The organism is Salmonella sp. NW38, from assembly GCF_051807745.1.
In the GTDB taxonomy this organism is placed as follows: domain Bacteria; phylum Pseudomonadota; class Gammaproteobacteria; order Enterobacterales; family Enterobacteriaceae; genus Salmonella; species Salmonella enterica.
Genome location: NZ_JAMMTO010000001.1, coordinates 44,738 through 70,856, shown reverse-complemented (window position 1 = coordinate 70,856; position 26,119 = coordinate 44,738). Strand labels below are relative to the sequence as shown.

At 54.1% G+C, this 26,119-nt stretch carries 24 protein-coding genes; 7 read left to right on the top strand and 17 right to left on the bottom strand.

What is annotated here, in order from left to right; genetic code table 11:
• Positions 1 to 766 precede the first annotated feature (766 nt).
• Positions 767 to 2,275, bottom strand: a complete 1,509-nt coding sequence (gene putP / locus NA624_RS00345) for a sodium/proline symporter PutP (protein ID WP_001018467.1) — start codon at positions 2,273 to 2,275, stop codon at positions 767 to 769.
• A 421-nt stretch (positions 2,276 to 2,696) separates the two neighbouring features.
• On the opposite strand from putP, the gene putA reads away from it, so the two are divergent.
• Positions 2,697 to 6,659 carry a trifunctional transcriptional regulator/proline dehydrogenase/L-glutamate gamma-semialdehyde dehydrogenase gene (gene putA / locus NA624_RS00340; RefSeq protein WP_000537503.1) on the top strand — a complete coding sequence of 1,321 codons (3,963 nt, stop codon included), beginning with the start codon at positions 2,697 to 2,699 and terminating at the stop codon, positions 6,657 to 6,659.
• Between the two features lie 58 nt (positions 6,660 to 6,717).
• Complete coding sequence (locus NA624_RS00335) at positions 6,718 to 7,113, top strand: lysozyme inhibitor LprI family protein (RefSeq protein ID WP_000821064.1); 396 nt, start codon at positions 6,718 to 6,720, stop codon at positions 7,111 to 7,113.
• Here the strand turns inward: NA624_RS00335 and rutR are convergent.
• Together rutR and NA624_RS00325 are read right to left on the bottom strand one after the other, a co-directional pair.
• Entirely contained in the window at positions 7,110 to 7,748 is a 639-nt protein-coding gene (gene rutR, locus NA624_RS00330) for an HTH-type transcriptional regulator RutR (protein WP_000083128.1), read from the bottom strand. The genes NA624_RS00335 and rutR overlap by 4 nt on opposite strands.
• Before the next feature lie 135 nt (positions 7,749 to 7,883).
• Entirely contained in the window at positions 7,884 to 8,051 is a 168-nt protein-coding gene (locus NA624_RS00325) for a general stress protein (RefSeq protein WP_001273663.1), read from the bottom strand.
• Positions 8,052 to 8,435: 384 nt separating this feature from the next.
• On the opposite strand from NA624_RS00325, the gene wrbA reads away from it, so the two are divergent.
• Both wrbA and NA624_RS00315 read left to right on the top strand, forming a co-directional pair.
• A complete protein-coding gene (wrbA, locus tag NA624_RS00320) occupies positions 8,436 to 9,032 on the top strand; it encodes an NAD(P)H:quinone oxidoreductase (RefSeq protein ID WP_001062898.1) in 597 nt (198 codons plus the stop codon).
• A gap of 20 nt (positions 9,033 to 9,052) precedes the next feature.
• A complete protein-coding gene (locus tag NA624_RS00315; RefSeq protein ID WP_001143125.1) occupies positions 9,053 to 9,280 on the top strand; it encodes a YccJ family protein in 228 nt (75 codons plus the stop codon).
• A gap of 33 nt (positions 9,281 to 9,313) precedes the next feature.
• Here NA624_RS00315 and agp read toward each other — a convergent pair whose 3' ends face one another.
• The 5 genes from agp to NA624_RS00290 form a co-directional block, all read right to left on the bottom strand.
• On the bottom strand, positions 9,314 to 10,555 hold the full coding sequence (gene agp / locus NA624_RS00310) for a bifunctional glucose-1-phosphatase/inositol phosphatase (protein WP_000749187.1): 1,242 nt from the start codon (positions 10,553 to 10,555) through the stop codon (positions 9,314 to 9,316).
• A 132-nt stretch (positions 10,556 to 10,687) separates the two neighbouring features.
• A complete protein-coding gene (locus tag NA624_RS00305; RefSeq protein WP_000907529.1) occupies positions 10,688 to 11,194 on the bottom strand; it encodes a protein disulfide oxidoreductase in 507 nt (168 codons plus the stop codon).
• Complete coding sequence (locus NA624_RS00300; protein ID WP_000876684.1) at positions 11,184 to 11,807, bottom strand: DsbA family protein; 624 nt, start codon at positions 11,805 to 11,807, stop codon at positions 11,184 to 11,186. Before NA624_RS00300 ends, NA624_RS00305 begins: the two co-directional genes overlap by 11 nt.
• Entirely contained in the window at positions 11,804 to 13,690 is a 1,887-nt protein-coding gene (locus NA624_RS00295) for a protein-disulfide reductase DsbD family protein (RefSeq protein ID WP_000972971.1), read from the bottom strand. The genes NA624_RS00300 and NA624_RS00295 overlap by 4 nt, the downstream gene beginning before the upstream one ends.
• A 48-nt stretch (positions 13,691 to 13,738) precedes the next feature.
• Positions 13,739 to 14,101 (bottom strand): copper resistance protein, encoded by a 363-nt coding sequence (locus NA624_RS00290; RefSeq protein WP_001118902.1) that lies wholly within the window; start codon positions 14,099 to 14,101, stop codon positions 13,739 to 13,741.
• Positions 14,102 to 14,336: 235 nt separating this feature from the next.
• On the opposite strand from NA624_RS00290, the gene cbpA reads away from it, so the two are divergent.
• From cbpA to NA624_RS00275, 3 genes are all read left to right on the top strand, one after another.
• The gene (gene cbpA, locus NA624_RS00285; RefSeq protein WP_000420603.1) at positions 14,337 to 15,257 is read left to right on the top strand and encodes a curved DNA-binding protein; all 921 of its coding nucleotides are present in this window, start codon (positions 14,337 to 14,339) and stop codon (positions 15,255 to 15,257) included.
• On the top strand, positions 15,257 to 15,562 hold the full coding sequence (gene cbpM / locus NA624_RS00280; RefSeq protein WP_001284251.1) for a chaperone modulator CbpM: 306 nt from the start codon (positions 15,257 to 15,259) through the stop codon (positions 15,560 to 15,562). Before cbpA ends, cbpM begins: the two co-directional genes overlap by 1 nt.
• Before the next feature lie 653 nt (positions 15,563 to 16,215).
• Complete coding sequence (locus NA624_RS00275; protein WP_001542612.1) at positions 16,216 to 16,578, top strand: anti-adapter protein IraM; 363 nt, start codon at positions 16,216 to 16,218, stop codon at positions 16,576 to 16,578.
• A gap of 407 nt (positions 16,579 to 16,985) precedes the next feature.
• Here NA624_RS00275 and NA624_RS00270 read toward each other — a convergent pair whose 3' ends face one another.
• The 9 genes from NA624_RS00270 to hpaG all read right to left on the bottom strand — a co-directional run bounded on the left by NA624_RS00270 (position 16,986) and on the right by hpaG (position 26,038).
• Positions 16,986 to 17,924: an MBL fold metallo-hydrolase gene (locus NA624_RS00270; protein ID WP_000976558.1), complete on the bottom strand. Its 939-nt coding sequence runs from the start codon at positions 17,922 to 17,924 to the stop codon at positions 16,986 to 16,988.
• 13 nt (positions 17,925 to 17,937) lie between these two features.
• Positions 17,938 to 18,834 (bottom strand): 4-hydroxyphenylacetate catabolism regulatory protein HpaA, encoded by an 897-nt coding sequence (hpaA, locus tag NA624_RS00265; protein ID WP_000336602.1) that lies wholly within the window; start codon positions 18,832 to 18,834, stop codon positions 17,938 to 17,940.
• A 9-nt stretch (positions 18,835 to 18,843) separates the two neighbouring features.
• Positions 18,844 to 20,220: a 4-hydroxyphenylacetate permease gene (gene hpaX / locus NA624_RS00260; RefSeq protein ID WP_001285803.1), complete on the bottom strand. Its 1,377-nt coding sequence runs from the start codon at positions 20,218 to 20,220 to the stop codon at positions 18,844 to 18,846.
• A 72-nt stretch (positions 20,221 to 20,292) separates the two neighbouring features.
• A complete protein-coding gene (gene hpaI / locus NA624_RS00255; RefSeq protein WP_000785060.1) occupies positions 20,293 to 21,084 on the bottom strand; it encodes a 4-hydroxy-2-oxoheptanedioate aldolase in 792 nt (263 codons plus the stop codon).
• 10 nt (positions 21,085 to 21,094) lie between these two features.
• A complete protein-coding gene (gene hpaH, locus NA624_RS00250) occupies positions 21,095 to 21,898 on the bottom strand; it encodes a 2-oxo-hept-4-ene-1,7-dioate hydratase (RefSeq protein WP_000884795.1) in 804 nt (267 codons plus the stop codon).
• Between the two features lie 144 nt (positions 21,899 to 22,042).
• The gene (locus NA624_RS00245; protein WP_001119849.1) at positions 22,043 to 22,423 is read right to left on the bottom strand and encodes a 5-carboxymethyl-2-hydroxymuconate Delta-isomerase; all 381 of its coding nucleotides are present in this window, start codon (positions 22,421 to 22,423) and stop codon (positions 22,043 to 22,045) included.
• Between the two features lie 9 nt (positions 22,424 to 22,432).
• Entirely contained in the window at positions 22,433 to 23,284 is an 852-nt protein-coding gene (gene hpaD, locus NA624_RS00240; protein ID WP_000516978.1) for a 3,4-dihydroxyphenylacetate 2,3-dioxygenase, read from the bottom strand.
• A 1-nt stretch (position 23,285) separates the two neighbouring features.
• Entirely contained in the window at positions 23,286 to 24,752 is a 1,467-nt protein-coding gene (hpaE, locus tag NA624_RS00235; protein WP_000723524.1) for a 5-carboxymethyl-2-hydroxymuconate semialdehyde dehydrogenase, read from the bottom strand.
• A complete protein-coding gene (gene hpaG, locus NA624_RS00230; RefSeq protein ID WP_000679210.1) occupies positions 24,749 to 26,038 on the bottom strand; it encodes a 4-hydroxyphenylacetate degradation bifunctional isomerase/decarboxylase in 1,290 nt (429 codons plus the stop codon). Before hpaG ends, hpaE begins: the two co-directional genes overlap by 4 nt.
• Positions 26,039 to 26,119: the final 81 nt, after the last annotated feature.

The following is a 26,119-nucleotide window of genomic DNA, read 5'->3' as shown; positions in this document are numbered from 1 at the left end:
CTACGCGCACCACATATGACGTCATGGGTATGGACAGTAAGAGAAATGATGAGAGCTTTTAAGATGACAAGACCACCACCGGAGAGAGAATGTCCGTACAGGGTGTTGTAACTACTGTAAACAATGTGTCCTGGTGCGGACATTACCATTCGCGATCTCCATAGTGAGTGACCATCACTGCCGGGGAACTACCGCTATTACTACTAAGTACAACACAAAACATCAATAATGCAACAATATATTCACCAAGCATTAACCAAAAATTATTGCGTCATTGTCAGTCTCTTACAGAAAGATTACACGATTATTTCATCGGCAGGAGACTAAAAAAGATAATCATTAGCTACTGCGGGTATTAATGCTGAAAACATCCATAACCCATTGAATATTGAACATATATAAGGTTAAAATGGAATAATTAACGTGTCCTCTCTCCCATCGCTAAAACGGCATTATTTATGCAAAATTTTGTGCGGCATACTTACGCCAGTAACGCTGACTTGTTTTAATTTTTGTCATTACTCTATTGCGTCAAGGCTATTGGTACCATTAACAGGCGATTTCATATATGGCTAGTTAGTGATTACTCGAGATGTATTACGCCCGCGTTAACGGCGCTCAAGGGCTAAAAATAGTTTGAGAGTGCGTCCTCATTTACCTGAACATCTTCAGTCAATCGGTCCGGGACTTATCAGAGGACCAGGCGGGCGTATAACGCCGCTTGGTAAAATATGTCCGATGGCAATAATGCTATCGGACATGTCGGTTATTCCGCCTGTAGCTTCGACGGCGGCGCGGAATGATAATGCGCGTCCGCTTTTGCAAAGCGTTCCTGCATCGCTGCTGTCGGCGCTTTGCCAAGCAGGCTAAAGATTACGATCCCCAGGCTGCCGAAAATGAAGCCAGGGATGATCTCATACAGATCCAGCCAGCCATATTGTTTCCAGACGATAACCGTCACCGCGCCAATAATCATTCCCGCCAGCGCGCCGTTACGTGTCATACGCGACCACATCACAGAAAACAGGACAACAGGTCCAAATGCCGCGCCGAATCCAGCCCAGGCGTAGCTCACCAGCCCCAGCACACGGTTATCGGGATTCGCCGCCAGCGCAATGGCGATCAGCGCTACCACCAGCACCATCACTCGCCCTACCCATACCAGCTCTTGCTGGCTGGCGCTTTTACGCAGAAAAGCCTTATATAAATCTTCCGTAATCGCGCTGGAGCATACCAGCAACTGACAGCTCAACGTCGACATCACCGCCGCCAGGATAGCAGACAGCAGAACACCGGCAATCCACGGGTTAAACAGGATCTGCGCCAGTTCAATAAATACGCGCTCTGAGTTTTGGTTCACCGCCCCGGCCAGCGCGGGGTTATTGTTAAAGTACGCAATGCCAAAGAAGCCCACCGCCACCGCGCCCGCCAGACACAGAATCATCCAGGTCATACTGATACGACGCGCATGAACAATGCTGTGATGGGAGTCCGCCGCCATAAAGCGCGCCAGGATATGCGGCTGACCGAAGTAACCCAGTCCCCAGCCCATCAGGGAAATAATGGCGACAAAATTCAGCCCCTTGAGCATGTCGACATTCTCGATGCTCTTTTGCTTGATCACCTCCAGCGACTCGCTAAAACCGCCTACGCCGACAATAACCATCACCGGCGTCAGGATTAACGCAAAAATCATCAGGCTGGCCTGAACGGTATCCGTCCAGCTAACGGCAAGAAACCCGCCGATAAAGGTATAAATAATGGTTGCCGCGGCCCCCGCCCACAGTGCGGTTTCATAGCTCATACCGAAGGTGCTTTCGAACAGTCGTGCTCCAGCGACAATACCTGACGCGCAATAGATAGTGAAAAACAGCAGAATGACCAGCGCGGAAATAATACGCAGGACTCGGCTCTTATCCTCAAACCGACCGGTAAAATAGTCCGGCAACGTGAGCGCGTTATTGTTAAATTCGGTATGCACGCGCAGGCGCCCTGCCACCAGCTTCCAGTTAATCCATGCGCCTAACGTCAGGCCAATGGCGATCCAGCTTTCAGAGATCCCCGACAGAAAGATAGCGCCAGGCAGCCCCATTAACAGCCAGCCGCTCATATCCGACGCGCCGGCTGATAAAGCCGTAACAAACGGCCCCAGGCTGCGACCGCCAAGAATATAGTCATCAAAGTTTTTGGTTGAGCGCCAGGCGATAAACCCAATCAATATCATGCCAAAAATATAGACACAGAATGTCACCAACATCGGTGTGCTAATAGCCATCAAGGTTCTCCAAATTTATTTATTGGCACTACCGTAGCGTGCCGTTTTGTACCCTGCCGGAACGTGGCAAGGGTGTTATGTTTACCAGGGCGACCGTATCCTGCCGGAAGCGGTGGTTATTCACAATCGATTTAACACACCATTTACATCAAATTTGATTGCAGAGGGATACTATTTTTCTCCAGGTTGCACTCTCTCACATTTTTTGCGGTTGCACCTTTTAAAAGTGTTAACTACCGCAGAGAAAATAAATCCAGATGGTTTTCCCCGTCAGACTTCCTCTTTCTTTTTTTAACAATTTATTCATTTTTAAGCTTGCAACGCAGGTCACATTTAACGCGGTTGCACAAAGTTGCAACATAGTGGATATTTTCCGCTAACTATTGGTTAGCAGATAGAGCGAATAACAGGAGTAGAGGGTATGGGAACCACCACGATGGGGGTTAAGCTGGACGACGCCACGCGCGAACGGATCAAAATGGCCGCCTCGCGTATCGATCGCACGCCGCACTGGTTAATAAAACAGGCGATCTTTAGCTATCTGGACAAGCTGGAAAATAGCGATACGCTACCGGAGCTACCTGCGCTGTTTGCCGGCGCGGCAAATGAAAGCGAGGAGCCGGTCGCGCCGCAGGATGAGCCGCATCAGCCCTTTCTGGAGTTTGCCGAACAGATTCTTCCCCAATCCGTCTCTCGCGCCGCCATCACTGCCGCCTGGCGCCGCCCGGAGACCGATGCGGTGTCAATGCTAATGGAACAGGCGCGCCTGTCGCCGCCTGTCGCTGAGCAGGCGCATAAACTGGCGTATCAACTGGCGGAGAAATTGCGCAATCAAAAATCCGCCAGCGGTCGCGCGGGTATGGTGCAAGGCCTGTTGCAGGAGTTTTCCCTCTCTTCGCAAGAAGGCGTTGCGCTGATGTGTCTGGCGGAAGCGCTGCTGCGTATTCCCGACAAAGCTACGCGCGATGCGTTAATTCGCGACAAAATCAGTAATGGCAACTGGCAGTCGCATATTGGCCGTAGCCCGTCGCTGTTTGTAAACGCCGCCACCTGGGGGCTGCTCTTTACCGGCCGACTGGTCTCAACGCATAACGAAGCTAATCTTTCACGCTCGCTGAACCGCATTATCGGCAAGAGCGGCGAACCGTTAATCCGCAAAGGCGTCGACATGGCGATGCGTTTAATGGGCGAGCAGTTCGTGACTGGCGAAACCATTGCTCAGGCGCTGGCGAATGCCCGAAAACTGGAAGAGAAAGGGTTCCGCTATTCTTACGATATGCTGGGCGAAGCCGCGTTAACCGCCGCCGATGCGCAGGCCTATATGGTTTCTTACCAGCAAGCGATTCATGCCATCGGCAAAGCGTCTAACGGTCGCGGTATTTACGAAGGGCCAGGCATCTCGATTAAGCTGTCCGCCCTGCATCCACGCTATAGTCGCGCGCAATACGATCGGGTAATGGAGGAGCTTTATCCGCGCCTGAAATCCCTGACGCTGCTGGCGCGCCAGTATGATATCGGTCTCAATATCGACGCCGAAGAGGCGGATCGTCTGGAGATCTCGCTCGATCTGCTGGAAAAACTCTGCTTCGAACCCGAACTGGCGGGCTGGAACGGCATTGGCTTTGTGATCCAGGCTTACCAGAAACGCTGCCCGCTGGTCATTGATTATTTAGTCGATCTGGCCTCCCGTAGCCGCCGTCGGCTGATGATTCGTCTGGTGAAAGGCGCCTACTGGGATAGCGAGATCAAACGCGCGCAAATGGAAGGGCTGGAGGGTTATCCGGTTTATACCCGCAAAGTGTATACCGATGTCTCTTATCTGGCCTGTGCGAAAAAATTGCTCGCCGTACCTAATCTGATCTACCCGCAGTTCGCGACCCATAACGCACACACACTGGCGGCGATTTATCATCTGGCCGGGCAAAATTACTATCCGGGTCAGTACGAATTCCAGTGCCTGCACGGCATGGGCGAACCGCTGTATGAACAGGTCACCGGTAAAGTAGCGGACGGAAAACTTAACCGTCCCTGCCGTATTTACGCGCCGGTGGGAACACACGAAACCCTGCTGGCCTATCTGGTACGACGCCTGCTGGAAAACGGTGCCAACACCTCTTTTGTCAACCGCATCGCCGATGCCACCCTACCGCTCGATGAACTGGTGGCCGACCCGGTCGAGGCCGTGGAAAAACTGGCGCAGCAGGAAGGTCAGGCTGGCATACCGCATCCGAAAATTCCGCTGCCGCGCGATCTGTACGGCGAAGGTCGGATAAACTCCGCCGGACTTGATTTAGCGAATGAACATCGCCTCGCCTCGCTTTCTTCTGCCCTGTTAAGCAACGCCATGCAGAAATGGCAGGCCAAACCTGTGCTGGAACAACCGGTGGCCGACGGTGAGATGACGCCGGTTATCAACCCGGCGGAACCGAAAGATATTGTCGGCTGGGGACGCGAAGCGACAGAAAGCGAGGTTGAACAGGCATTGCAAAACGCGGTCAATCAGGCGCCGGTTTGGTTTGCGACGCCGCCGCAAGAACGCGCCGCCATTTTGCAGCGGGCGGCGGTATTGATGGAAGGCCAAATGCAGCAGTTGATTGGCCTGTTGGTGCGCGAAGCGGGGAAAACGTTCAGCAACGCCATTGCCGAAGTGCGCGAAGCGGTAGACTTCCTCCATTATTATGCCGGTCAAGTGCGTGACGATTTCGATAACGAAACGCATCGCCCGTTAGGGCCGGTGGTCTGTATCAGTCCGTGGAACTTCCCGCTGGCCATTTTCACCGGCCAAATCGCCGCCGCGCTGGCGGCAGGTAACAGCGTTCTGGCGAAACCGGCAGAGCAGACATCGCTGATTGCCGCCCAGGGCATTGCCATTTTGCTGGAAGCGGGCGTACCACCGGGCGTCGTGCAACTGTTGCCGGGACGGGGAGAAACCGTCGGCGCCCAGCTTACCGCCGATGCGCGTGTACGCGGCGTGATGTTTACCGGTTCCACGGAGGTCGCGACGTTGTTGCAGCGCAACATCGCCACGCGTCTTGACGCCCAGGGCCGCCCTATTCCGTTGATTGCGGAAACCGGCGGTATGAACGCTATGATTGTCGACTCTTCCGCGCTCACCGAGCAGGTGGTCGTGGATGTGCTGGCTTCCGCTTTCGACAGCGCCGGACAACGCTGTTCCGCGCTCCGCGTGCTGTGTTTGCAGGACGATATCGCCGAACATACGCTGAAAATGTTACGCGGCGCGATGGCGGAGTGTCGGATGGGGAATCCAGGCCGTCTGACGACCGATATCGGGCCGGTGATTGATAGCGAGGCCAAAGCCAACATCGAGCGTCATATCCAGACGATGCGCGCCAAAGGCCGCCCGGTTTTCCAGGCCGCGCGTGAAAACAACGATGACGCGCAGGAATGGCAGACCGGTACGTTTGTTATGCCCACGCTTATTGAGCTGGAAAACTTCGCAGAACTGGAAAAAGAGGTCTTCGGGCCCGTGCTGCACGTCGTGCGTTATAACCGTAACCAACTGGCGGAGCTTATCGAACAGATTAACACTTCCGGCTACGGGCTAACGCTGGGCGTACATACCCGTATTGATGAAACCATTGCGCAAGTCACCGGTTCCGCCCACGTCGGCAACCTGTACGTTAACCGTAATATGGTGGGCGCGGTCGTCGGCGTCCAGCCGTTTGGCGGCGAAGGACTGTCTGGTACCGGGCCAAAAGCGGGAGGGCCGCTCTATCTCTACCGCCTGCTGGCACACCGCCCGCCCAATGCGCTCAATACGACGCTGACTCGTCAGGATGCGCGTTACCCGGTGGATGCGCAGCTTAAAACCACGCTACTCGCGCCGTTGACCGCCCTGACGCAATGGGCGGCGGATCGCCCGGCGCTACAGACGCTCTGCCGACAATTCGCCGATCTGGCGCAGGCCGGCACGCAGCGCCTGCTACCGGGGCCGACCGGCGAGCGTAATACCTGGACGCTGTTGCCGCGTGAACGGGTATTATGCCTGGCTGATGATGAACAGGACACGTTGACGCAGCTTGCCGCCGTTCTCGCCGTCGGCAGTCAGGCGCTATGGTCAGACGACGCCTTCCACCGCGATCTGGCGAAACGTCTCCCCGCCGCCGTTGCGGCGCGTGTCCAGTTTGCGAAAGCGGAAACGCTGATGGCGCAGCCGTTTGACGCGGTGATTTTCCACGGCGACTCCGACAAGCTGCGAACCGTTTGCGAAGCCGTCGCCGCCCGCGAAGGCGCGATAGTGTCGGTACAGGGGTTCGCCCGCGGCGAAAGCAATATACTGCTGGAACGGCTCTATATTGAACGTTCGCTGAGCGTAAACACTGCTGCCGCTGGCGGTAATGCCAGCCTGATGACAATTGGCTAATACTGTGGTTAATTAAGGCTCCGTCAATGGAGCCTTTTTACTCGCGTCAGAGGAGCGTATGAAACGAATTTTCCTTACCTGCGCTGCGTTGTTGTTCAGCAGTCAGGCGTTGGCTGATGAGTGTGCCAGCGCCAGTACGCAGCTGGAAATGAATCGCTGCGCCGCCGCGCAATACCAGGCGGCAGATAAAAAGCTGAACGAAACCTATCAAAGCGCGCTTAAGCGTGCGCAACCGCCGCAGCGCGAGCTGTTGCAAAAAGCGCAGGTGGCATGGATTGCCCTGCGCGACGCCGATTGCGCTCTGATTCGTTCAGGTACGGAGGGCGGCAGCGTGCAACCCATGATCGCCAGCCAGTGCCTGACCGATAAAACGAACGAACGCGAAGCGTTTTTAGCCTCGCTGCTGCAATGTGAAGAGGGGGATTTGAGCTGCCCACTGCCGCCAGCCGGTTAACGCACGCGAATCCCTTCAATAATAATGCGCTGAACGCTTTCGACCGTTTGGTTGAAAAAGGCTTCATCGCGAAGCGTCGCGCCGGTTACCGCCTCAACCTGAGGGGCAAAATCGGCGTAATGTTGCGTGGCGGCCCAAATCATGAAGATCAAATGGTGCGGGGAGACGGGCGCCAGTTTCCCGCTGTGCACCCATCCGGCAATCAGCGCGGATTTTTCATCTATCAACGCTTTTAGATCGCCGGTCAGTTCCTCCATCAAGAGCGGCGCGCCCGCCAGCATCTCCATACAGAAGAGCCGCGACGCCTGCGGATAATCACGCGAAACCTCCAGCTTGAGACGGATATACTCTTTGATGGCCTCCAGAGGGGAAAATTCTGCGCGAAACGCCTTGAGCGGCGCCAGCCAGACATCCAGGATCTGTCGCATTACCGCGACATACAGCGCCTCTTTCGAGGGATAATAATAAAGCAGATTGGTTTTGGAGACGCCTGCCCGCTCGGCGACCTGCTCAAGACGCGCGCCATGAATGCCATACTGGGAAAAAACAGCAAGCGCGGCGGTTAAGATAAGCTGCCGTTTTGCACCGGTGGCCTGCGAGCGTTTCCCGATTTTTTTCTCTGTGCGTTGCGACATGCGCCCTCTCCTTTTTGTCAGGACGCAAGCATACCAAATCCGGCTTATAAACAAAAAAACCGCCGGAAATCCGGCGGCGGTGGCGCATGACGCTTTTAGCGCGAAACGCTCAGCGTCTTGCTGTTGTGACGCAGGCTAGCTATTACGGTTACTGCTTTTGCCCCCTTTTTTGCCTGCTTCGGATGCACGCTGCGGGTCATTCTTAAAATTGCCCCCGCTGTGCTGACCACCTTTACGACCTGCTTCTGATGCTCTTTCGCGGTCTTCCGCAAAATTACCGGAACCGCCACGATGGTTTGCCATTACTGACCTCCGTCATAGATTAGACATCATATTGCATAGGTAATGAGGAGTATCTCCTCGCGCAGCGTATGAACGATATCATCAGTAACGCCGCGTAACATTAAGCATAGTGAAAAACGCCGTGGTAGGCCGCTTACCGAAATATTCTGCAACATCAGAAGCCGAATATGCAGAATAATAACCATAAGAAATAAATAAGTTATTCTTATATTTAGAAAAATCAAAGCGCTTAAAAATGTATCATTTTGCAACAAAGGTCGCCAAATTAATTATTGTTATAAATCAAAGAAATGGCGCTGAAATTTGCACTCTTCACAGGAGAGCATATCTTTAAATAGACGTAGCGAATCGCTACACACCTGATTAATCTGAGGAGTAGTACAAATGGCAAAGATTCTGGTGCTCTATTATTCCATGTACGGACACATTGAAACCATGGCGCACGCGGTGGCGGAAGGGGCAAAGAAAGTCGACGGCGCAGAGGTCATTATAAAGCGTGTGCCAGAAACAATGCCGCCTGAAATCTTCGCAAAAGCTGGCGGTAAAACGCAAAACGCACCGGTTGCCACCCCACAGGAGCTGGCGGATTACGATGCCATTATTTTTGGTACGCCAACCCGGTTTGGCAATATGTCAGGCCAGATGCGTACCTTCCTGGACCAAACCGGCGGACTGTGGGCATCCGGCGCGCTATACGGCAAGCTCGGCAGCGTGTTCAGTTCTACCGGAACGGGCGGCGGCCAGGAGCAGACGATCACCTCGACCTGGACTACGCTTGCCCATCATGGGATGGTGATTGTCCCGATAGGCTATGCCGCACAGGAACTGTTTGACGTCTCCCAGGTTCGCGGCGGCACGCCTTACGGCGCAACGACTATCGCCGGAGGCGACGGTTCGCGTCAACCAAGCCAGGAGGAACTCTCTATCGCTCGCTATCAGGGGGAATACGTCGCCGGTCTGGCAGTCAAACTCAACGGCTAATCTTCAACAGGAGGATTCGAATGCCAACTCAAGAAGCAAAAGCGCACCGCGTCGGCGAATGGGCAAGCCTGCGTAATACGTCGCCGGAAATTGCCGAAGCCATTTTTGAAGTCGCTCACTATGACGAGAAACTGGCAGAAAAAATATGGGAAGAAGGTAGCGATGAGGTGCTGATCAAAGCCTTTGAGAAAACGGACAAAGACTCGCTCTTCTGGGGCGAACAAATCATCGAACGTAAGAACGTATAACACAAACGCCCCCGCCTGCGCGGGGGCATACGGCTATTTTGCGGCAGTGTTCATGACGTTATCGAACTTATCCAGCGGACAGAAGCCGTTCGCATCCACCGGACATCCTTTCAGTTCCAGGGTTACCCTTTGCGCGGGCGATTTGAGCGTTAACGCTTCCGCATTGCGTAACTGCCGGGCGCTCTGGTAGACATACTCGATTTTCATCAAATCCCGGTTAGCGTTGCCGTCATGCCAGCGTTGGAAGACAAGCTGGCCGCCAATCGGCGTTCTCTCATACTGGTCATGGAGCTGATAGGGTTTAAAATCCAGCGCCGTCAGCAGCGACGCGATATTGGAGTCATGCCCCACCAGCACGGTAACCTTCGGCGCGCTAACGCGATCGGCAACCAGCACCTTATCGATATATTTCACCAGCGGCGCAGCGACATTGCGCGCCACCGTGGGTGAGGTAAACAGGCTGTCCTGATAGCCGTTTTTCAGTTTTGACAGCACCTTCCACTGCCGATCGGTATGGATCCCGCCCCAGGCGACCTGATCCATCGGAAACCCTTCGTAATATTGCAGGGTAAACGCATCCACCAGCGAGTTCCCTACTTTAAGCGGCCCCTGCACGCCAGGCTCTTGCTGATAGTTCGCGCTGAAGGTATCTTTCGCGTCGATTAGCGAACACTGATGCTTCTCTTTGCAGGACGGCGAGTCCTGATAATGCGTTATCTGCTCAAGCAGTTTATAACTCTCATCAAGATGTAGCTGACTACGCGCCTTTTCCATCGCCTGTACGGCCTGTTGCCGGAACGCGGCGGAATCATCGGTAATTACCGGATTGAAGGTAGGGTCCATAGTGCCCATTTTTTCCTGATGATGAACAGGAATATCACAGCCGGGGAAAGCGCCGGTAATGAAAAATTGCGCGGTGGCGACGGTGCGCTGCAAACTATTCGCATAGGCATATACCGTGTCGGGCGCCGGACATTCTCCCGACGGTATCAGCCCCTGCGCGACCAGCCATTCACGTGTGTAGTGTCCCATATAGACTTCCAGCACGCCGCCTTTCGTCGTCAGTTGCCCGCCGGGAACGTCCCACGCCGGCCAGGCGTTCGGCGTCGACTGCGCCAGTACGCTGCCATTATTCGCCAGCGGCGCCCGCAGATTATGGCGGCTCATCATCAGCACCTGTTGTAATTGATAACCCTCCGGCGTTGTCTGCGCCTGTACGGCGAATGACAACAAAACAGCCCCTGCCACAGCAACAGCGAGTAATGATTTTTTCATCCCTATGACCTCTTGTTGTTATCAAATCGTTCTGAGTGTGACAGAAATGGATCATTTTTCCGGGAACGATTTCGCAAAACGGGGGTTTTTCTTACAGTAAACGCGTTAGCGCCGGGAAACCCCGGCGCATATTCAGAACGTTTTTGCCCACCACAGCCGAAGCTTCATGCCCCAATAGCTGGTCCAGCCGCTGGTGGTGAACACAACCCGACCTTGTGAAACCACCACCAGCGTTGGCGTCACGCTGATTTCCCATCCAGCGGATAAGGCGCCGTTAGCATCATTGATGACCGGGAAGTCAACGCCCTTGCGCGCCAGCCAGCGGGCAACCTCAGCGTCATCGCCGGAGCGGAGCGCAACGGTCATGACGTTTTCCCCTTCCGCCGCCAGGCGAGCGACCGCAGGCGTAGTAAAGCGGCATACCCCGCACCAGCTGGCCCAAAAATAGAGCAGTACGGGGCGTTCTTCGCTCAATGTCGCCAGAGTTGTCGACTCTCCCGTCAGCGTACGTAACGGTGTCGTGGCAAACGCCGGAGGCGCCTGCGGCGCGCGCCAGACGTCCATGACCACCATTATCGCGATGAGGAGCGCCAGAAAAACCGCGGCTTCACGCAGCCAACGCCGCAGTTTACCCGCCATTGGCAGCCGCCAGTTTTTCTTTCACCACCGCTTCCAGCGCATCCCAGGGCACTGCGCCCGGAATCAGCTCGTCGCCAATGATCGTCGCTGGCGTTCCTTGCACGCCGACCAGCCTTGCCAACTGCAAATTAGTGCGTATCGTTTCCATACTTTTTTCATCCAGAGTCACTGGCGTAGCCCCTGCTTTCTGCTGGGCCTGTTTAATACTGTCATCCGTATGGTAACCGCGCTTTTGCATGAGTTTTTCATGTAGCGCGAGGAACTGTTGCGGATGCTCGCGCCAGGTGGTCAGCGCAATACGCGCCGCCAGTATGGAACTCTCTCCTTTGAATGGCAGCGGTTTAATAATGACCGCAACGTCAGGATATTTCTGCACAATCTTTTCCAGCATCGGATCGAGCTGTTTGCAGTACGGGCAGTTGTAATCCGTAAAGTTCACCAGCGTCAGCTTAGGGTGTTTAGCGCCTATCCGCGGGCTGGCAGGATCGTTAAACAACGCCGCATGGATCAGATTTTCAATCTGCTTTTCCTGATCCGGCGTAAAAGGGGCGGTTTCTTGCGCGATGCTCAGCGTCGAAAACAGCGCCAGCAGTAAAACAATCATGTATTTCATTGGGTTATTCCTTTCGCTTTTTTCAACGTTTGTAATACCGCATCGCGGGTCAGCAAAGTGGGCAATGCCTCCCCTTCCGGCAAGCCGGGGCCATATACCTGATTAAACGGCACGGCGACCTGGCCGCGCGTTTTCAGAAAATCTGTAATGGCATCGGACGGCAGCGTCCAGTCTCCCCGCAGCGCCACAACATCCGGCTGTTGCAAGGCAGCCTGTACATCCTCTTTTTGCAGGACGTTGTATTTATTCACTTTACAGGTAATACACCAGTCCGCAGTAACATCGACAAATACCCGCTTATGCTGCGCCAGCGCCGACTGGATTGCCTGTTCACTCAACGGTTGCCACTGAACCGTGTCTTGCGCGCTCTTTGACGCAGTGAAGCCGAAATGCGGCAGGAGTAACGTCGCCAGCCAGATAGCCGACCCCAGCATCATCAGACCGAGGATCCTGCGCAGGACATTCATCCAACGCCCGGGGCGCGGTAAACGTAGCGCAAGCCCTGGTCGTATCGCGACCAGTAGCCACGGCGCGCTCATTCCCAGGCCAAGCGCAAGGAACAGCCCCCATAGCGTCGGCAACGACGCCGTGAGCGCCACCGCCACCGCCGTACCCAGAAACGGCGCGCTACAAGGCGTCGCCAGCAGCGTGGCGAACGCCCCCTGCCAGAAATGTCCCGACATACCGTTACCGCCGTAAGTGGCCAGTTTCGTGGTCATAGATGAGGGAAGCCTGAACTCAAAAAGCCCGAACAGGCTGGCGCTAAACAACAACATCACCAGAGCCATAAAACCAATAAACCATGCATTCTGGAACTGGACTCCCCAGGCCAGCGCATGGTTTGACAGGCGAAGGAGGGTCATAAACGCCGCCAGCGCCATAAATGACGCAATGATACCGGCGACCGAAGCCAAAAATTGTCGCCTGATGTGAGAGCGGCTTTTTTCCTCTACCAATAAAATAGAGCCAAGTTTCATGCCCAGAACCGGCAGCACGCAGGGCATTAAATTAAGAATCAGTCCGCCGATCAGCGCCATCATTACAACTTGCCAGAAAGGTAGCGCCGCATTGTCCGGCGTTTGCGCTGGCGCAGCGCCAATGGTTTGCGTGCTCTCCTGGGCGATAGCGCCATCGGCTAACACGAGGGTCAGCGATTTGTTGCGCAAATCGGGCGCCTTTTCGCCCCAACTGTCCGTCACCGGCACCGTCGCCTGTAACCTGTCGCCCTCTACGCGCAGGCGAGGCTTCGCAAAATCGACGTCATCTATGGTGTCAAGATAGAGCCCGGGCGATGACCAGCCCGCCGCTCGCGTAGCAGTGACCACCAGTTCTCCCGGGCGATAGCCGACTTCAAGCGAGTCCGTTAGCCCACTGCGGAGTGGAACTTTACCCATCGCCCGTGCATAGTCATGGGCAAAATCGGCATTCTGCACAGTGGGCGTCACGGAAAAGGGGTAATCGGTCAACAGACAAACATTGCTGCAGGTTGATAACGTCAACACACCGCTCAAGGTCGCCGGCGGCGTACCGCGCACGATCATCGGAAAGGTCACCTCGTCGTGATATCCCTGGGTGGTGATATTCGCCACATCAAAGCGCGAGGGGGTTGGCCAGAACCAGCTCACCTCAGGCATGTCGCCTTTCCAGGCGATAGAGGGCGCCACGCCCCCTTCCCCCGGCGCGCGCCAGTAGGTTTTCCAGCCGTTTTCCAGTTTGACATCCAGCAACAGTCGGGTCTCACCGTTAGCGGACGTATCGGCACGTAGCCGTATGCTGGCATGGTCGTTATCGGGCGAACGCAGCCAGCCGCTTTCCGCCGCCCAGGAGACGGGCAGCCAAAGCCATAACAGGCAGAACAGTATCCGCCTGAACAAAATCATCATATTTTTTCTCCGTGAATGAGTAAGTAACCGTTAGCAATAACCGGTCTGTCATTCACGGAAGACACAAAATCGTAGATGTACCCGTAATGTGGGCGGCGAAATAGCCCGTGGAGGCGAAAACGGCAGGCGCATGACCCGGACAGGCGCCAGTAAGGAAAGCAGTAGACAAAGCGCAAGGATAGCGCCTTCAAAGAGTACCGGAGGCGCCGCCAGCAGCGACTTGGCGCTTAATTCACAGGGAGTGACCGGCGAGCCGTCATCTGTCGAAGAGGGAGCGCTGACCACCGCAGCAGAGGCCGTCGCCTGCATCTGCAAGGCGTGCAGGCCCGCCATGCGTTGCGCGGTACAAACCATTACCACGACACATGCAAGGCAAAGAAACCACCAGCCCATCCGTTGTTGTTTCGCCATTGCGCCCTCACTGTTTAACGCGAGTTATCTTAGCCACTGGCGCGGTTTTGGCAACCTTTCCCCTGTAAAGTTATGTCGGCGCGCTGCGCAACCTTCTGATAGTCGAACAACGTAATTTATTCTTACTAATGATATAACTGGTGTTTTCATACGCACTTTTCAGGTTTACCCTACACTTAGTGGAGAAACCTTTTTGGGGTCCCTTCTGTATGTATTGATTTAGCGAGATGATGCTATGGAACTTAAGGATTATTACGCCATTATGGGCGTGAAACCGACGGACGATCTCAAGACGATTAAGACCGCCTATCGCCGACTGGCCCGCAAGTACCATCCAGATGTCAGCAAAGAACCCGATGCCGAAGCCCGTTTCAAAGAGGTTGCTGAAGCATGGGAAGTGCTGAGTGATGAGCAACGGCGCGCCGAGTATGACCAGTTATGGCAACACCGTAACGATCCACAATTTAATCGCCAGTTCCAGCAACACGAAGGCCAACCGTATAACGCCGAAGATTTTGATGATATTTTCTCGTCTATTTTTGGTCAGCACGGTCGCCATTCGCACCACCGCCACGCCGCACGCGGTCATGATATCGAAATTGAAGTGGCGGTATTCCTGGAAGAAACGCTGGAAGAGCACCAGCGTACGATTAGCTATTCCGTCCCCGTTTATAACGCGTTCGGTCTGGTGGAGCGGGAAATTCCCAAAACATTGAATGTGAAAATCCCGGCTGGCGTCAGCAACGGGCAACGAATCAGACTGAAAGGCCAGGGCACGCCGGGGGAAAACGGCGGACCTAATGGCGATTTATGGCTCGTTATCCATATTGCCCCGCATCCGCTCTTTGATATCGTCAATCAGGATCTGGAAGTCGTCCTTCCGCTTGCCCCATGGGAGGCGGCGCTCGGCGCGAAGGTGTCTGTGCCAACGCTTAAAGAGCGTATTTTGCTGACCATTCCCCCCGGCAGCCAGGCAGGTCAGCGGCTGCGTATCAAAGGAAAAGGATTAGCCAGTAAAAAGCACACTGGCGATCTCTATGCCATCATCAAAATCGTTATGCCGCCGAAACCTGACGAGAAAACAGCTGCCCTGTGGCAACAACTGGCGGACGCGCAGTCGTCCTTTGACCCACGCCAGCAATGGGGGAAAGCATAATGGCTAACATCACTGTCACCTTTACCATCACCGAATTTTGTTTGCACACCGGCGTGACGGAAGAGGAGCTAAACGAAATCGTCGGACTTGGGGTAATTGAGCCTTACGAAGACGATAACGCCGACTGGCAATTCGACGATCGCGCAGCGAGCGTGGTACAACGCGCGCTACGCTTACGCGAGGAGCTGGCGCTCGACTGGCCTGGGATCGCGGTCGCGTTAACGCTGCTGGAAGAGAATTCACGGCTGCGCGAAGAAAACCGGTTACTGCTGCAACGCCTTTCTCGCTTTATCTCGCATCCCTAATCCACGATAAAGGCAATAAACCGAGGGTGGGCTTTCTGCCCACCCCGGATTTACATGCACCCGGTATAATACCAGAATGCCTCTGACATACTTCCCCCAACGGAAGAAATATAGCCTTTCACCGCGCACAACCCGATCAACGAACCGCCAATGTCAGCCATTAATGCGCCATTGCGAAGATCATCGTTTAAATAAAGACCAGCCACAAGTTCACATTTTTTAGATACGTCGGTTATTTTTACACGTTAGCGATCATTTATTGCCTGAAGAATATATTCTTTCACTGTTTTGTACTCTCTGGTTGATACGTACCTTCTCCCTGTCAATGCCGGGTAAAATGAACCGCTGCGCTTACAGGTTGCAGTATTTATAAATAAGAAATACAACAGTCACTTACAGTTTAATAATTGAGCGTTATAACATCCACTGCCGCCCAATATTTACACCACGTATAAAATACAAAAATGTAATAGAATGTAAACAAAATAAGAGCATAAAATAAATAACTTATTAAAAAATCAATATAAATAGAGTGGTCAATAAAAAACGATCGTTTTCAACGAGTTATGTTTCTCAGATTTTCATCTATCCTGAATAGGCTTGCGGAAAATGTAATTTACACCATTGACTATTTCACTTAAAAGGTTTCTGTAATGGAATGGAAGGTCGTTGATACAGTTATAAGTCCCTCTACCGGAGTATCGTTCTCATGCATACATAGCCTAAAAAATCTTAGATTGACCTTATGGTATCAGGCAGATGTTTACATGCCTCCAGGTAGCATTATCATCCCCTTTAATAAGGGGGTCTTAATAAACGATAAACTTTATCCCGTTACTGTTTACAACGTTACCAGGTTTAATCCTGCTCTATGGAAATCGCTTAAAGAAAATAGCCACTGTCCTGGTAACTGCAATCCTAAACCAGAAGCCTGCAGTTATCCTTTCGAGTGTCTGGTATCCGTTTGTCCATTTGGTTTAACCAGAAATATTCAAATAGATAATAAGAAAGTTTAGGAAATAAAGTATGCATTAGCCATACTACTGATTAAGTGTATTCGCGCACGTTTGCAGTATTTTGCAGTTAAATATGTTTGATATAAAAATTGTACAGTTCGGATATTTTTTGATTCGTTTAATCTAACCTTCACTTTGGCAACGAGGAGCCGGTACAGAGGATATTACTGATGGCCGGCAGACAAAGAAACGCATTGCTTTTAACACTGTATAAATTCCATCCGTGACATTCTTATTTAGTAATATTTCACCAGAGCAATCATCTTACCTTTATTGTGCATAAAAATCAGCAAGTAGTGTTTAGAAAAAATAATGTTTTAGACAAAAGCTCTGCGTGTCATGCTGATCGCCAAAAGCATAACGGGCTGACATCATGTCAGCCCGTGGGTTTACCCCTGCCCTGATACTTACGGTACGCTTATCGTCATATTGTCATGACCGACAATGACAGGGCCCGGGTAATTTTTCATGGCTTCCTGTTGCCAGACGTCATCCGCAACCGTCGCAGGCACCAGATGACTTAACACCAGTTTTTTCACGTGGGCCTCGCGAGCAATCTTACCGACATCTTCAATCGTGGTGTGATGCGACGCAATCGCTTCAGCCAGCGTTTTTCCGTTGCCAATACTATTAGCCAGTTTTGCTACCGAAGGGACATGTACCGCCTCATGTACCAGGATATCCGCCCCTTGGGCAAACGTTGCAAGCGGCGGAAACCAGGACGTATCGCCAGAGAAGACGATTCGCTTACCTTGGGTATCAAAACGGTAAGCAAACGCTTCACCGTCCGGGAAAGGGGAATGAGGCACTTTCAGCGCGCTTATTGTAACCAGTTCATCTTTATAGATGACGCCCTGGCTAATATCGGTCGCCTTAACCAGGTTGCGCGGATCGGGTTTCCCCTCTTCTTCCATGCGTAGCGTGATATCCCTGTCAAAGACCTTCCAGCTAGCCTTCGTCATCGCCTGGGTTCCCGGCGGGCCATACACCTGTATGGTATGGTCTTTCAGACCACTTGCCCAGGCATTCATCAGCAAGGAAGGATAATCCAGTATGTGGTCGCTGTGCAGATGGGTGAGCAAAATAGTATTGATGTTGCGCAGTGGAATGCCGTTTTTCACCAGTTGCAGACTGGCGCCGTAGCCGGCATCTATCAGCCATATTTTATCGCCGATAGTGAGCGCCGTCGCTTGCGGTAGTCTGGCTGTATTGAGCAAAGAAGGCCCGCCTTTGGTGCCCAGTAAAACAATGTTGATCTCTTGAGGCGCAGGAGCACCAGCAGCAATAGCAAGGTGGCTTTGCGCCAGCATACAAACCGCCAGCATAGCGACGCTTTTTTTCATCATGTTTTTACTCTTCTTAGTTGAGAAAAGAGGGAACTTCACGTTGGCGAAACTGCGAAGGAGAACAGCCAGCAAGGCGATTAAAGAAACGGGCGAAATAAGCCGGATCTTTAAAACCTAATTGCCAGGCGATCTCGTTGACAGCATTGTCGGAAAAAAGCAGCAGTCGTTTCGCCTCGCGTAATTGCCGATCAAAAATCAGGCGTTTAGGCGGGCGATTAGCAAAACGTCGGCAAATATCGGTCAAACGAGATTCGGTAATATGCAACTCGCAGGCATAATCGGGCACCGTCCAGTGCTGATGGAAGTGGTTGTCAATTAACAGGGTAAAGCGCTGAAAAAGTTTCAGTTCACCGCGCATCCCGGTTGCGGCGTGATCGTCCAGCTTCGCATTACGCAACAGCAAGGTAAATACCGCCTGTGCCAGTAGCACCAGGGTATGTTCGCAGCCAGCCAGTTGTTCCGTGGACTCCCGCTCAATTAGCTGCCAGTAATGTTTGAGCGCCGCCAGCTCGTTGGGTTTATCCGCCAGCGACAGACAGATTCCCGGCAGGCCGAAGGCCTCTCTGGTGCCGGGATAAAGCACTTCCAGCAGCGGCCAAACCAGCTCTTCGCGTACCGTCAGAACATGACCATCGCTATCCGATTCGGTAATAAAAGCATGCGGCACCGAGGGCGGCGTAAGCACAAATAGCGGCGCCTGCACCGAATAGCGATGATCGTCGAGCTGTAGCTCAATCTGCCCGGTATCAAGAAAGTGCATTTGAAAAAACTGGTCGTGGCGATGCGCCTGCATATCACGACCAAAGAAATCCGCCATACGAGCAAACGACTGATAATGCACATCGTTACTGCCCATGCTTTCGTCATACTCTTTGCTGATATCAATATTGGCGATCGCACGTTGGCACATAGTTTCTCCTCAAGGGGTGGCGCGCGGACGCGATGCTTTCATGGGAATAAGCCAGATAATGGCGGCGCCGACGACTAACAGAGAAGCGACAAACCAGAGTCCGCTATTGAAGCTACCGGTGATATCTTTTAGCCAGCCAATCATAAACGGGCTGAGCGCGGAGCCAATATTGCCGGTGGCATTGATGACCGCAATGCCTATCGCCCTGGCGCGTAAACTGATCGACTGATCCGGCGTGGTCCAGAAGATCGCCATCGCGCTAAAGGAACCCGTGGATGCCATCACGATCCCCAGGAGCTGGATCAGGTTATGGTCGGTCGCCGACGCCAGCAGCCAGCCCGCGGCGGCAAACAGGAACGGCAACGCCGTGTGATGTTTACGTTCCTGATGTTTGTCCGAATGGCGGCTCCAGTAAATCATGCCCAGAATAGTACAAATCTGCGGGATCGCCGCCAGCAGGCCGATGGTGATATTGCTGCTGCCTTCATTAAAACTTTTCAGGATTTGCGGCGTCCAGATACTAATGGCGCTAAGCGTATTGGTAAGGCAAAAATAGGCCAGCGTATACATCAGTACAATTGGCGTGAATACTTCGCGCCACAGACTACGCTGCTGCATGGCGTTATGGCTGATGGCCCCCTCCGGCTGAACCAGCGTCAGGCGGTCATTATCCATCATCTCCTGCAAACATTTTTTATCCTCTGCCGTCAGCCATTTGGCTTTTGCCGGGGTATCATCCAGGTAAAACCAGACCATAATGCCTAACAAAACTGACGGAAATCCTTCCAACAGGAATAACCACTGCCATCCATGCAGATTGAATATGCCGTCCAGCGATAAAATATAGCCGGAGACAATCGACCCCAACGCGGTAGTGGCCGGCATGGCAATCATAAATAATGCGTTGGCGCGGGCGCGGAAAAATGCCGGGAACCAGTAGGTTAAATAGAGCAATATTCCTGGCAAAAAGCCCGCTTCGGTAATGCCCACCAGCATTCGCAGCACATACAGGCTTTTCGGTCCCACCGCGAACATCGTGGCGGTAGATGCAATGCCCCATAGCACCATAATGGTCGCAATCCAGCGGCGGGCGCCGACGATGCTCAACATCACGTTGCTGGGAATGCCAAAAATGACGTAGGTGGCGTAAAACAGCGTCGTGGCAAGGCCAAACATGGTGGCGCTTAACCCCAGATCCTGCCCCATCGTCAACCCGGCAAAACCGATGTTGATACGGTCTAAAAACGAGAAGATAAACAACACGAATAAAAATACGATCAGTCGGCGGAACAGTTTATTTATGACGGTTTGTTGACCCGTGCTGAGCGCGTTGTGCGAACTGACAGACTCGGGGCTTTCCGGAAGTGCAGATGATGTGTCGCTCATTTTTTTTCCTCTGATGGGAATTTTTGTAGGGTACTACGGTTGCCCGGTAGCGCTGCGCTTACCGGGCCAGGCTTAATAGACGCCGAACGCACCGGACAGCTTTTTTTCTGCGCCAAAGCGCGCCGCCAGCGCCTCCGCGCCGCGCGCCAGCAGCGTGGTGTCAACGCCGACGGCGACAAATAGCGCCCCCAGTTCCAGATAACGTTTCGCCAGTGCTTCATTGGCCATCAGAATCCCCGGCGCTTTCCCCGCCGCGCGTATCTGCACGATGGCGTTCTCAATCGCCGCCTGCACTTCCGGGTGCTGCGGATTGCCGGCAAAGCCCATATCGGCGCTGAGATCCGCCGGGCCAATAAACACGCCGTCAATGCCATCCACGTCGAGAATTGACGCCAGATTGCTCATCGCCTCACGCGTTTCAATCTGCACCAGTACGCACATAGCGTCGTTGGCCTGGTGGAGATAGTCCGGAATGCGATTCCAGCGCGATGCCCGCGCCAGCGCGCTGCCCACGCCGCGAATACCGGCAGGCGGATAACGCGTAGCCGCCACGGCGTTTCGCGCTTCATCGGCATTCTGCACCATCGGTATCAGCAGCGTTTGCGCGCCGACGTCGAGCAGTTGCTTAATCTGTACCGGATCGTTCCATGACGGACGCACCACCGGCTGGCTGGGATAAGGCGCAATCGCCTGCAACTGGGTCAACACCGTCTGCACGTTGTTTGGCGCGTGTTCACCGTCAATCAGTAGCCAGTCGAAGCCGGCGCCCGCTAACAGTTCAGCGCTGTAACTGTTGGCAAGCCCCAGCCACAAACCGATTTGCGGGCGCCCCGCTTTTAACGCGTCTTTGAAAGCATTTTTCATCGTTTTTTCCTTACACAAACCGGCAACTGATCGCGCCCATGTTGCCGTAATCGACATGGAAGGTGTCGCCCTTGCGCGCCGGCACCGGGCGGGTGAACGAGCCGCCGAGGATGATCTGCCCGGCTTCAAGCTGGACATCGTAGGGGGCAAGCTTGTTCGCCAGCCACGCTACGCCGTTGGCCGGATGATTCAGCACGCCTGCGGCGACGCCGGTTTCTTCGATCACGCCGTTGCGATAGAGCAGCGCGGAGATCCAGCGCAGATCCAGCTCGTCTGGTTTGATGGGACGACCACCGAGGATCACCCCGGCGTTGGCGGCGTTGTCGGAAATGGTGTCGAACACTTTGCGCGGACGCTGGGTTTCCGGGTCGATGTTGTGGCTGCGGGCGTCAATCAGTTCCAGCGCCGGAATCACATAATCCGTGGCGTTGTAGACGTCGAACAGCGTGCAGTGAGGGCCGCGCAGCGGTTTCGCCAGCACGAACGCCAGCTCCACTTCAATACGCGGGACGATAAAACGGTCGGTGGGGATATCGCCGCCGTCATGGAAGAACATATCGTCAAGCAGCGCGCCGTAATCCGGTTCGCTGATTTGCGAGCTGGCCTGCATCGCTTTTGAGGTCAGGCCGATTTTGTGGCCTTTGAGCGTGCGCCCTTCGGCGATCTTGATATTGACCCATTCACGCTGTACAGCATAGGCATCTTCAATAGTGATGTTGGGGTAATCCAGCGACACTGCGCGGATCTGTTCACGCTGTTTTTCAGCCTGATTAAGTCGCTGGGCGATCAGGGTATGGGTCTGTTTATCGAGCATAGTTGCTTCCTGTTACGTCATTCGGTGCTGCTGCGCCGGGTGGCGACGCGGGTGCGTCTTACCCGGCCTACGGTTCGGTATTGCTTCGTGCATCGTTTTTTTTGTAGGCCCGGTAAACGCAGCGCCACCGGGCGAAAGAGTGTGCTATTTAAATAACGCGTGTACGTTGTTTTGTTTGTAATTGAGCGTCGGATGTAACTCGGCAATCTCAAACGACAGCGCCAGATAGCGGTTCTCCATCAGGTCGGCGAAGTGGGCTTTAATCAGCCCAAACAGCATTTCGCCAACTTCCTGACGGCTCTCCAGGCTGCGCCCGGCGCCGATTTTCAGCGTCATATGCACAAACGCGTAATCATGCTTACCGTCAGCCATCTGCCAGGTATCCAGCCAGTGGGCGCGACTGCGGATACCGCCGATGGGGAAAATCCCGCTGGCGGCCAGCGCCTCGTTTACCTTGCTGAACAGGCCGGGTAAATCAGCCTGCTCGCGAATATTTTCAGTACATTCAGCAATAAAGTGCGGCATAAACACCCCTTACGCAGGCAGCGGGAAAACAGCGTTCACCTGGCCGGTACCGGAGCTGGCGAACAGATCGGTGATGAACTCCACCTTGCCGTCGTATTTGTCCCAACCCAGCATTCCCAGCAGCATGACCGTGTCGTGCATGTTGCCTTCGCCGTAGCAGTAGTCGGCGTACTCCGGCAACATGGTGCAAAACTCCTTGAATTTGCCTTCGCGCCACAGCTTGACCACGCGCTCGTCCATTTGATGATCGAACTCGCGGGTGTAGCTGTTCATCCCCTCTTCCGCCCGTTGGTCGTCAATAAAACGGTGCGACAGAGAACCACTGGCGAATACCGCTACGGTACCGTCATATTTCTCAATCGCCTTGAGAATGGCTTCGCCCAGTCTGCGGCTGTCGGCAAAATCATGCACAGTGCAGAACGCCGAAATGGAGACCACTTTGAAGTGCTTGTCGCTGTTCATGTAGCGCATCGGCACCAGCGTGCCATACTCCAGCTTCAGGCTCGGGATGTTATGCGCTTTAGCGCGCACGCCCAGTTTGACCGCCTCGTCGGCGATCAGGTGGCCGAGCTCCGGATTGCCGTCATAGTCATAGGTCATGTCGCGAATAAAGTGTGGCAATTCGTTGCTGGTATAGACGCCCTGGAAATGGTCGGCACAATTAATGTGGTAAGCGCTATTCACCAGCCAGTGGGTGTCGAATACGATAATGGTGTCAACGCCCATTTCGCGGCAACGCTTGCCAATTTCAATATGCCCATCAATGGCTGCCTGACGACAACCGTGATTTTTTCCCGGCAGTTCAGAAAGATACATCGACGGCACGTGGGTAATTTTTGCTGCTAACGCTAACTTGCCCATATCAAACTCCCCATTTTGGGATAGGATGGTCGCCCATTGAGATGCAGACGTTTTTCATTTCCGCAAACACTTCGAAGCTATATTCGCCGCCTTCGCGCCCGGTACCGGAGGCTTTCACGCCGCCGAACGGCTGGCGCAGGTCGCGGACGTTCTGGGTGTTGACGAAGACCATGCCGGCTTCAATCCCACGCGCCAGGCGCAACACTTTGCTCACGTCCTGGGTCCAGATATAAGAGGCCAGACCGTATTCCACGTCGTTCGCCAAACGTAACCCTTCCGCTTCGTCTTTGAATGGCAGCAGGCAGGCGACCGGCCCAAAGATCTCTTCCTGCGCGACGCGCATACGGTTGTCGACATCGGCCAGCACGGTTGGGCGCAGGAAGTTACCGCCTTTCAGATGCGCAGGCAGGTCAGTGGGTTTTTCCGCACCGCCCGCCAGCAGCGTTGCGCCCTCTTCAATGCCGAGGCGAATATAACCGGAGACTTTCTCCCAGTGCTGTTGGCTAATCAGCGCGCCGACCTGGGTATTCGGGTCGGTCGGATCGCCGACACGCAGGCGATTCGCGCGTTCGGCAAAGCGCTTCACGAACTCAGGGTAAATGCTCTGCTGGATAAAGATGCGCGACCCGGCGGTGCAGCGTTCGCCGTTGATCGAGAAGATGGTGAACAGCGCGGCGTCCAGCGCGCGCTCAATGTCGGCATCTTCAAAAATCAGCACCGGCGATTTGCCGCCCAGCTCCATCGAGTATTTTTTCAGGCCAGCATTTTTCATGATATTGCGACCGGTGGCGGTCCCGCCGGTAAACGACACCGCACGCACGTCATGGTGGCGTACCAGCGCATCGCCCGCCGTCGCGCCATAGCCCTGCACCACGTTCAGCACGCCTGCCGGAATTCCTGCCTCCAGCGCCAGCTCGCCCAGCCTGTCGGCAGTCAACGGCGACAGCTCGGACATTTTGAGCACCGCGGTGTTACCCAGCGCCAGGCACGGCGCGACTTTCCAGGTCGCGGTCATAAACGGCACGTTCCACGGCGACACCAGCGCGCAGACGCCGACGGGCTGCACCAGCGTATAATTGAGCATTTTATCGTCAACCGGATAGGTCTTGCCGTTCATCTGCTGGCACACTTCGGCGAAGAATTCGAAGTTATGCGAGGCGCGCGGAATCAGCACGTTTTTAGTCTGGTGAATAGGCAGGCCGGTGTCGGCGGTTTCCATCGCCGCGATTTCCGGCACATGCTGGTCAATCAGGTCGCCAAGGCGGCGCATCAGGCGCGCACGCTCTTTCATCGGCAGGTTGGCCCATTTCGGGAACGCCTCTTTGGCCGCCGCGACAGCCTGGTTCACTTCTGCTTCACCGCCGGAGGCCACTTCCGCCAGCACGTCACCAGTCGCCGGGTTAGTGGTTTGGAAGTAGTCGTTACCTGCAACATTTTTGCCGTTAATCCAATGATTTATTTTCTTCATTTTGCGCTCTCCTCACTGACGATTCGGTTAACCAGGCGACCCACGCCTTCTACTTCCACGACAACTTCATCCCCCGGCACCACATCGGACAACCCTTTCGGCGTACCGGTGGCAATCATGTCGCCCGGTTGCAACGTCATAAATTCGCTCAGATAAGAAATCAGGAACGGGATGCTGAAGATCAGATCGGCGGTCGTCCCTTCCTGCCGCAGCTCACCGTTGACAAAGGTGCGTAACGTCAGGTTATGCGGATCAGAAACCGCCTCTTTATCCACAATCCACGGGCCTATCGGCGTCAGGCCGTCGCGGCTTTTTACCCGCAGATTTGGACGGTAGTAGTTTTCCAGATAGTCGCGGATCGCGTAGTCGTTACAGACGGTGTAACCGGCCACATACTCCATGGCTTCGGCTTCGCTCACCTTACGCGCCGTTTTGCCAATTACCACGACCAGTTCGGCTTCATAGTGCATATATTCGACGTTGTTCGGGCGCACCGACGTTTGATGATGTTCGGTAAAGGTGTTTGGCGCTTTGATAAATACCAGCGGCTCTTTCGGCGGCGTAAATGCCAGCTCGCTGGCGTGATCGGCGTAGTTCAACCCCAGCGCAAATAGCGTTCCCGTTGCTGACAACGGCCACGTAAACGTCTGGTGGCGGGCGAATTCATCTTCTGCGACAACCGGATTTTCCAGAGCGGGTAAACCTTTCGCCAGAATACGCACCCGATCGCCGGGACGCAGCGCAACGCGATTCTGCGGCGTACCGAGTAAGATCGCATCGCCAGGGTTAAGCGTAGCGAACTCACTTAACGCGCTAAGCAGCTGTGCGGCGCTACGCTGTAAATCGGCAGTATTCCAGTGGTCCGCTTCTCGTCCGTTGATTTCAGTGATAATGGTGAGGTTATCCACATCACTCAGCGGCGCCATTTCACCCAGAGGGCAAAAGCCATCGCGACATTTCGCTTTAATCGCCGGGCGATAAAAGCTCTCTTCCGGCAGGCTGACCTCGTTAGCCAACGCATACCCGGCGATATAGTCCGCCGCCGCTTCAGGGCGTATCCGGCTGGCGGTTTTCCCCACAATGAGCGCCACTGTCGCGCCGCTCAGTACCTTTTCTCCCTGCGGATAAGGAATGGGTTCGCCGTGACGAATCACCGTATTACGCGGCTTGATGAACCACACTGCGGTTTTAGGCGGCGCATTATAGGGAGGCTGAGAGAAAGCCTCTTGCCAGGCATCAAGCTGGCTGCGATGGTTTAACGCAACGGCGAAAACAGTACCCTTCATACATAAACTCCTCAGGCCGATTTAACGGGCTGTGATTTCATTAATATATTAATGATTAGATTTATGCTTTCGCTGTACATT

Coding starts and splice junctions, on each gene's coding strand:
- cbpA (WP_000420603.1), top strand. CDS start 14,337: ATGGAACTTAAGGATTATTACGCCATTATGGGCGTGAAACCGACGGAC.
- NA624_RS00295 (WP_000972971.1), bottom strand. CDS start 13,690: ATGATGATTTTGTTCAGGCGGATACTGTTCTGCCTGTTATGGCTTTGG.
- hpaI (WP_000785060.1), bottom strand. CDS start 21,084: ATGAAAAATGCTTTCAAAGACGCGTTAAAAGCGGGGCGCCCGCAAATC.
- NA624_RS00300 (WP_000876684.1), bottom strand. CDS start 11,807: ATGAAATACATGATTGTTTTACTGCTGGCGCTGTTTTCGACGCTGAGC.
- cbpM (WP_001284251.1), top strand. CDS start 15,257: ATGGCTAACATCACTGTCACCTTTACCATCACCGAATTTTGTTTGCAC.
- hpaD (WP_000516978.1), bottom strand. CDS start 23,284: ATGGGCAAGTTAGCGTTAGCAGCAAAAATTACCCACGTGCCGTCGATG.
- NA624_RS00275 (WP_001542612.1), top strand. CDS start 16,216: ATGGAATGGAAGGTCGTTGATACAGTTATAAGTCCCTCTACCGGAGTA.
- NA624_RS00290 (WP_001118902.1), bottom strand. CDS start 14,101: ATGGCGAAACAACAACGGATGGGCTGGTGGTTTCTTTGCCTTGCATGT.
- NA624_RS00305 (WP_000907529.1), bottom strand. CDS start 11,194: ATGGCGGGTAAACTGCGGCGTTGGCTGCGTGAAGCCGCGGTTTTTCTG.
- putP (WP_001018467.1), bottom strand. CDS start 2,275: ATGGCTATTAGCACACCGATGTTGGTGACATTCTGTGTCTATATTTTT.
- NA624_RS00325 (WP_001273663.1), bottom strand. CDS start 8,051: ATGGCAAACCATCGTGGCGGTTCCGGTAATTTTGCGGAAGACCGCGAA.
- wrbA (WP_001062898.1), top strand. CDS start 8,436: ATGGCAAAGATTCTGGTGCTCTATTATTCCATGTACGGACACATTGAA.
- hpaX (WP_001285803.1), bottom strand. CDS start 20,220: ATGAGCGACACATCATCTGCACTTCCGGAAAGCCCCGAGTCTGTCAGT.
- hpaG (WP_000679210.1), bottom strand. CDS start 26,038: ATGAAGGGTACTGTTTTCGCCGTTGCGTTAAACCATCGCAGCCAGCTT.
- NA624_RS00270 (WP_000976558.1), bottom strand. CDS start 17,924: ATGATGAAAAAAAGCGTCGCTATGCTGGCGGTTTGTATGCTGGCGCAA.
- agp (WP_000749187.1), bottom strand. CDS start 10,555: ATGAAAAAATCATTACTCGCTGTTGCTGTGGCAGGGGCTGTTTTGTTG.
- hpaA (WP_000336602.1), bottom strand. CDS start 18,834: ATGTGCCAACGTGCGATCGCCAATATTGATATCAGCAAAGAGTATGAC.
- hpaH (WP_000884795.1), bottom strand. CDS start 21,898: ATGCTCGATAAACAGACCCATACCCTGATCGCCCAGCGACTTAATCAG.
- NA624_RS00245 (WP_001119849.1), bottom strand. CDS start 22,423: ATGCCGCACTTTATTGCTGAATGTACTGAAAATATTCGCGAGCAGGCT.
- putA (WP_000537503.1), top strand. CDS start 2,697: ATGGGAACCACCACGATGGGGGTTAAGCTGGACGACGCCACGCGCGAA.
- NA624_RS00315 (WP_001143125.1), top strand. CDS start 9,053: ATGCCAACTCAAGAAGCAAAAGCGCACCGCGTCGGCGAATGGGCAAGC.
- rutR (WP_000083128.1), bottom strand. CDS start 7,748: ATGTCGCAACGCACAGAGAAAAAAATCGGGAAACGCTCGCAGGCCACC.
- hpaE (WP_000723524.1), bottom strand. CDS start 24,752: ATGAAGAAAATAAATCATTGGATTAACGGCAAAAATGTTGCAGGTAAC.
- NA624_RS00335 (WP_000821064.1), top strand. CDS start 6,718: ATGAAACGAATTTTCCTTACCTGCGCTGCGTTGTTGTTCAGCAGTCAG.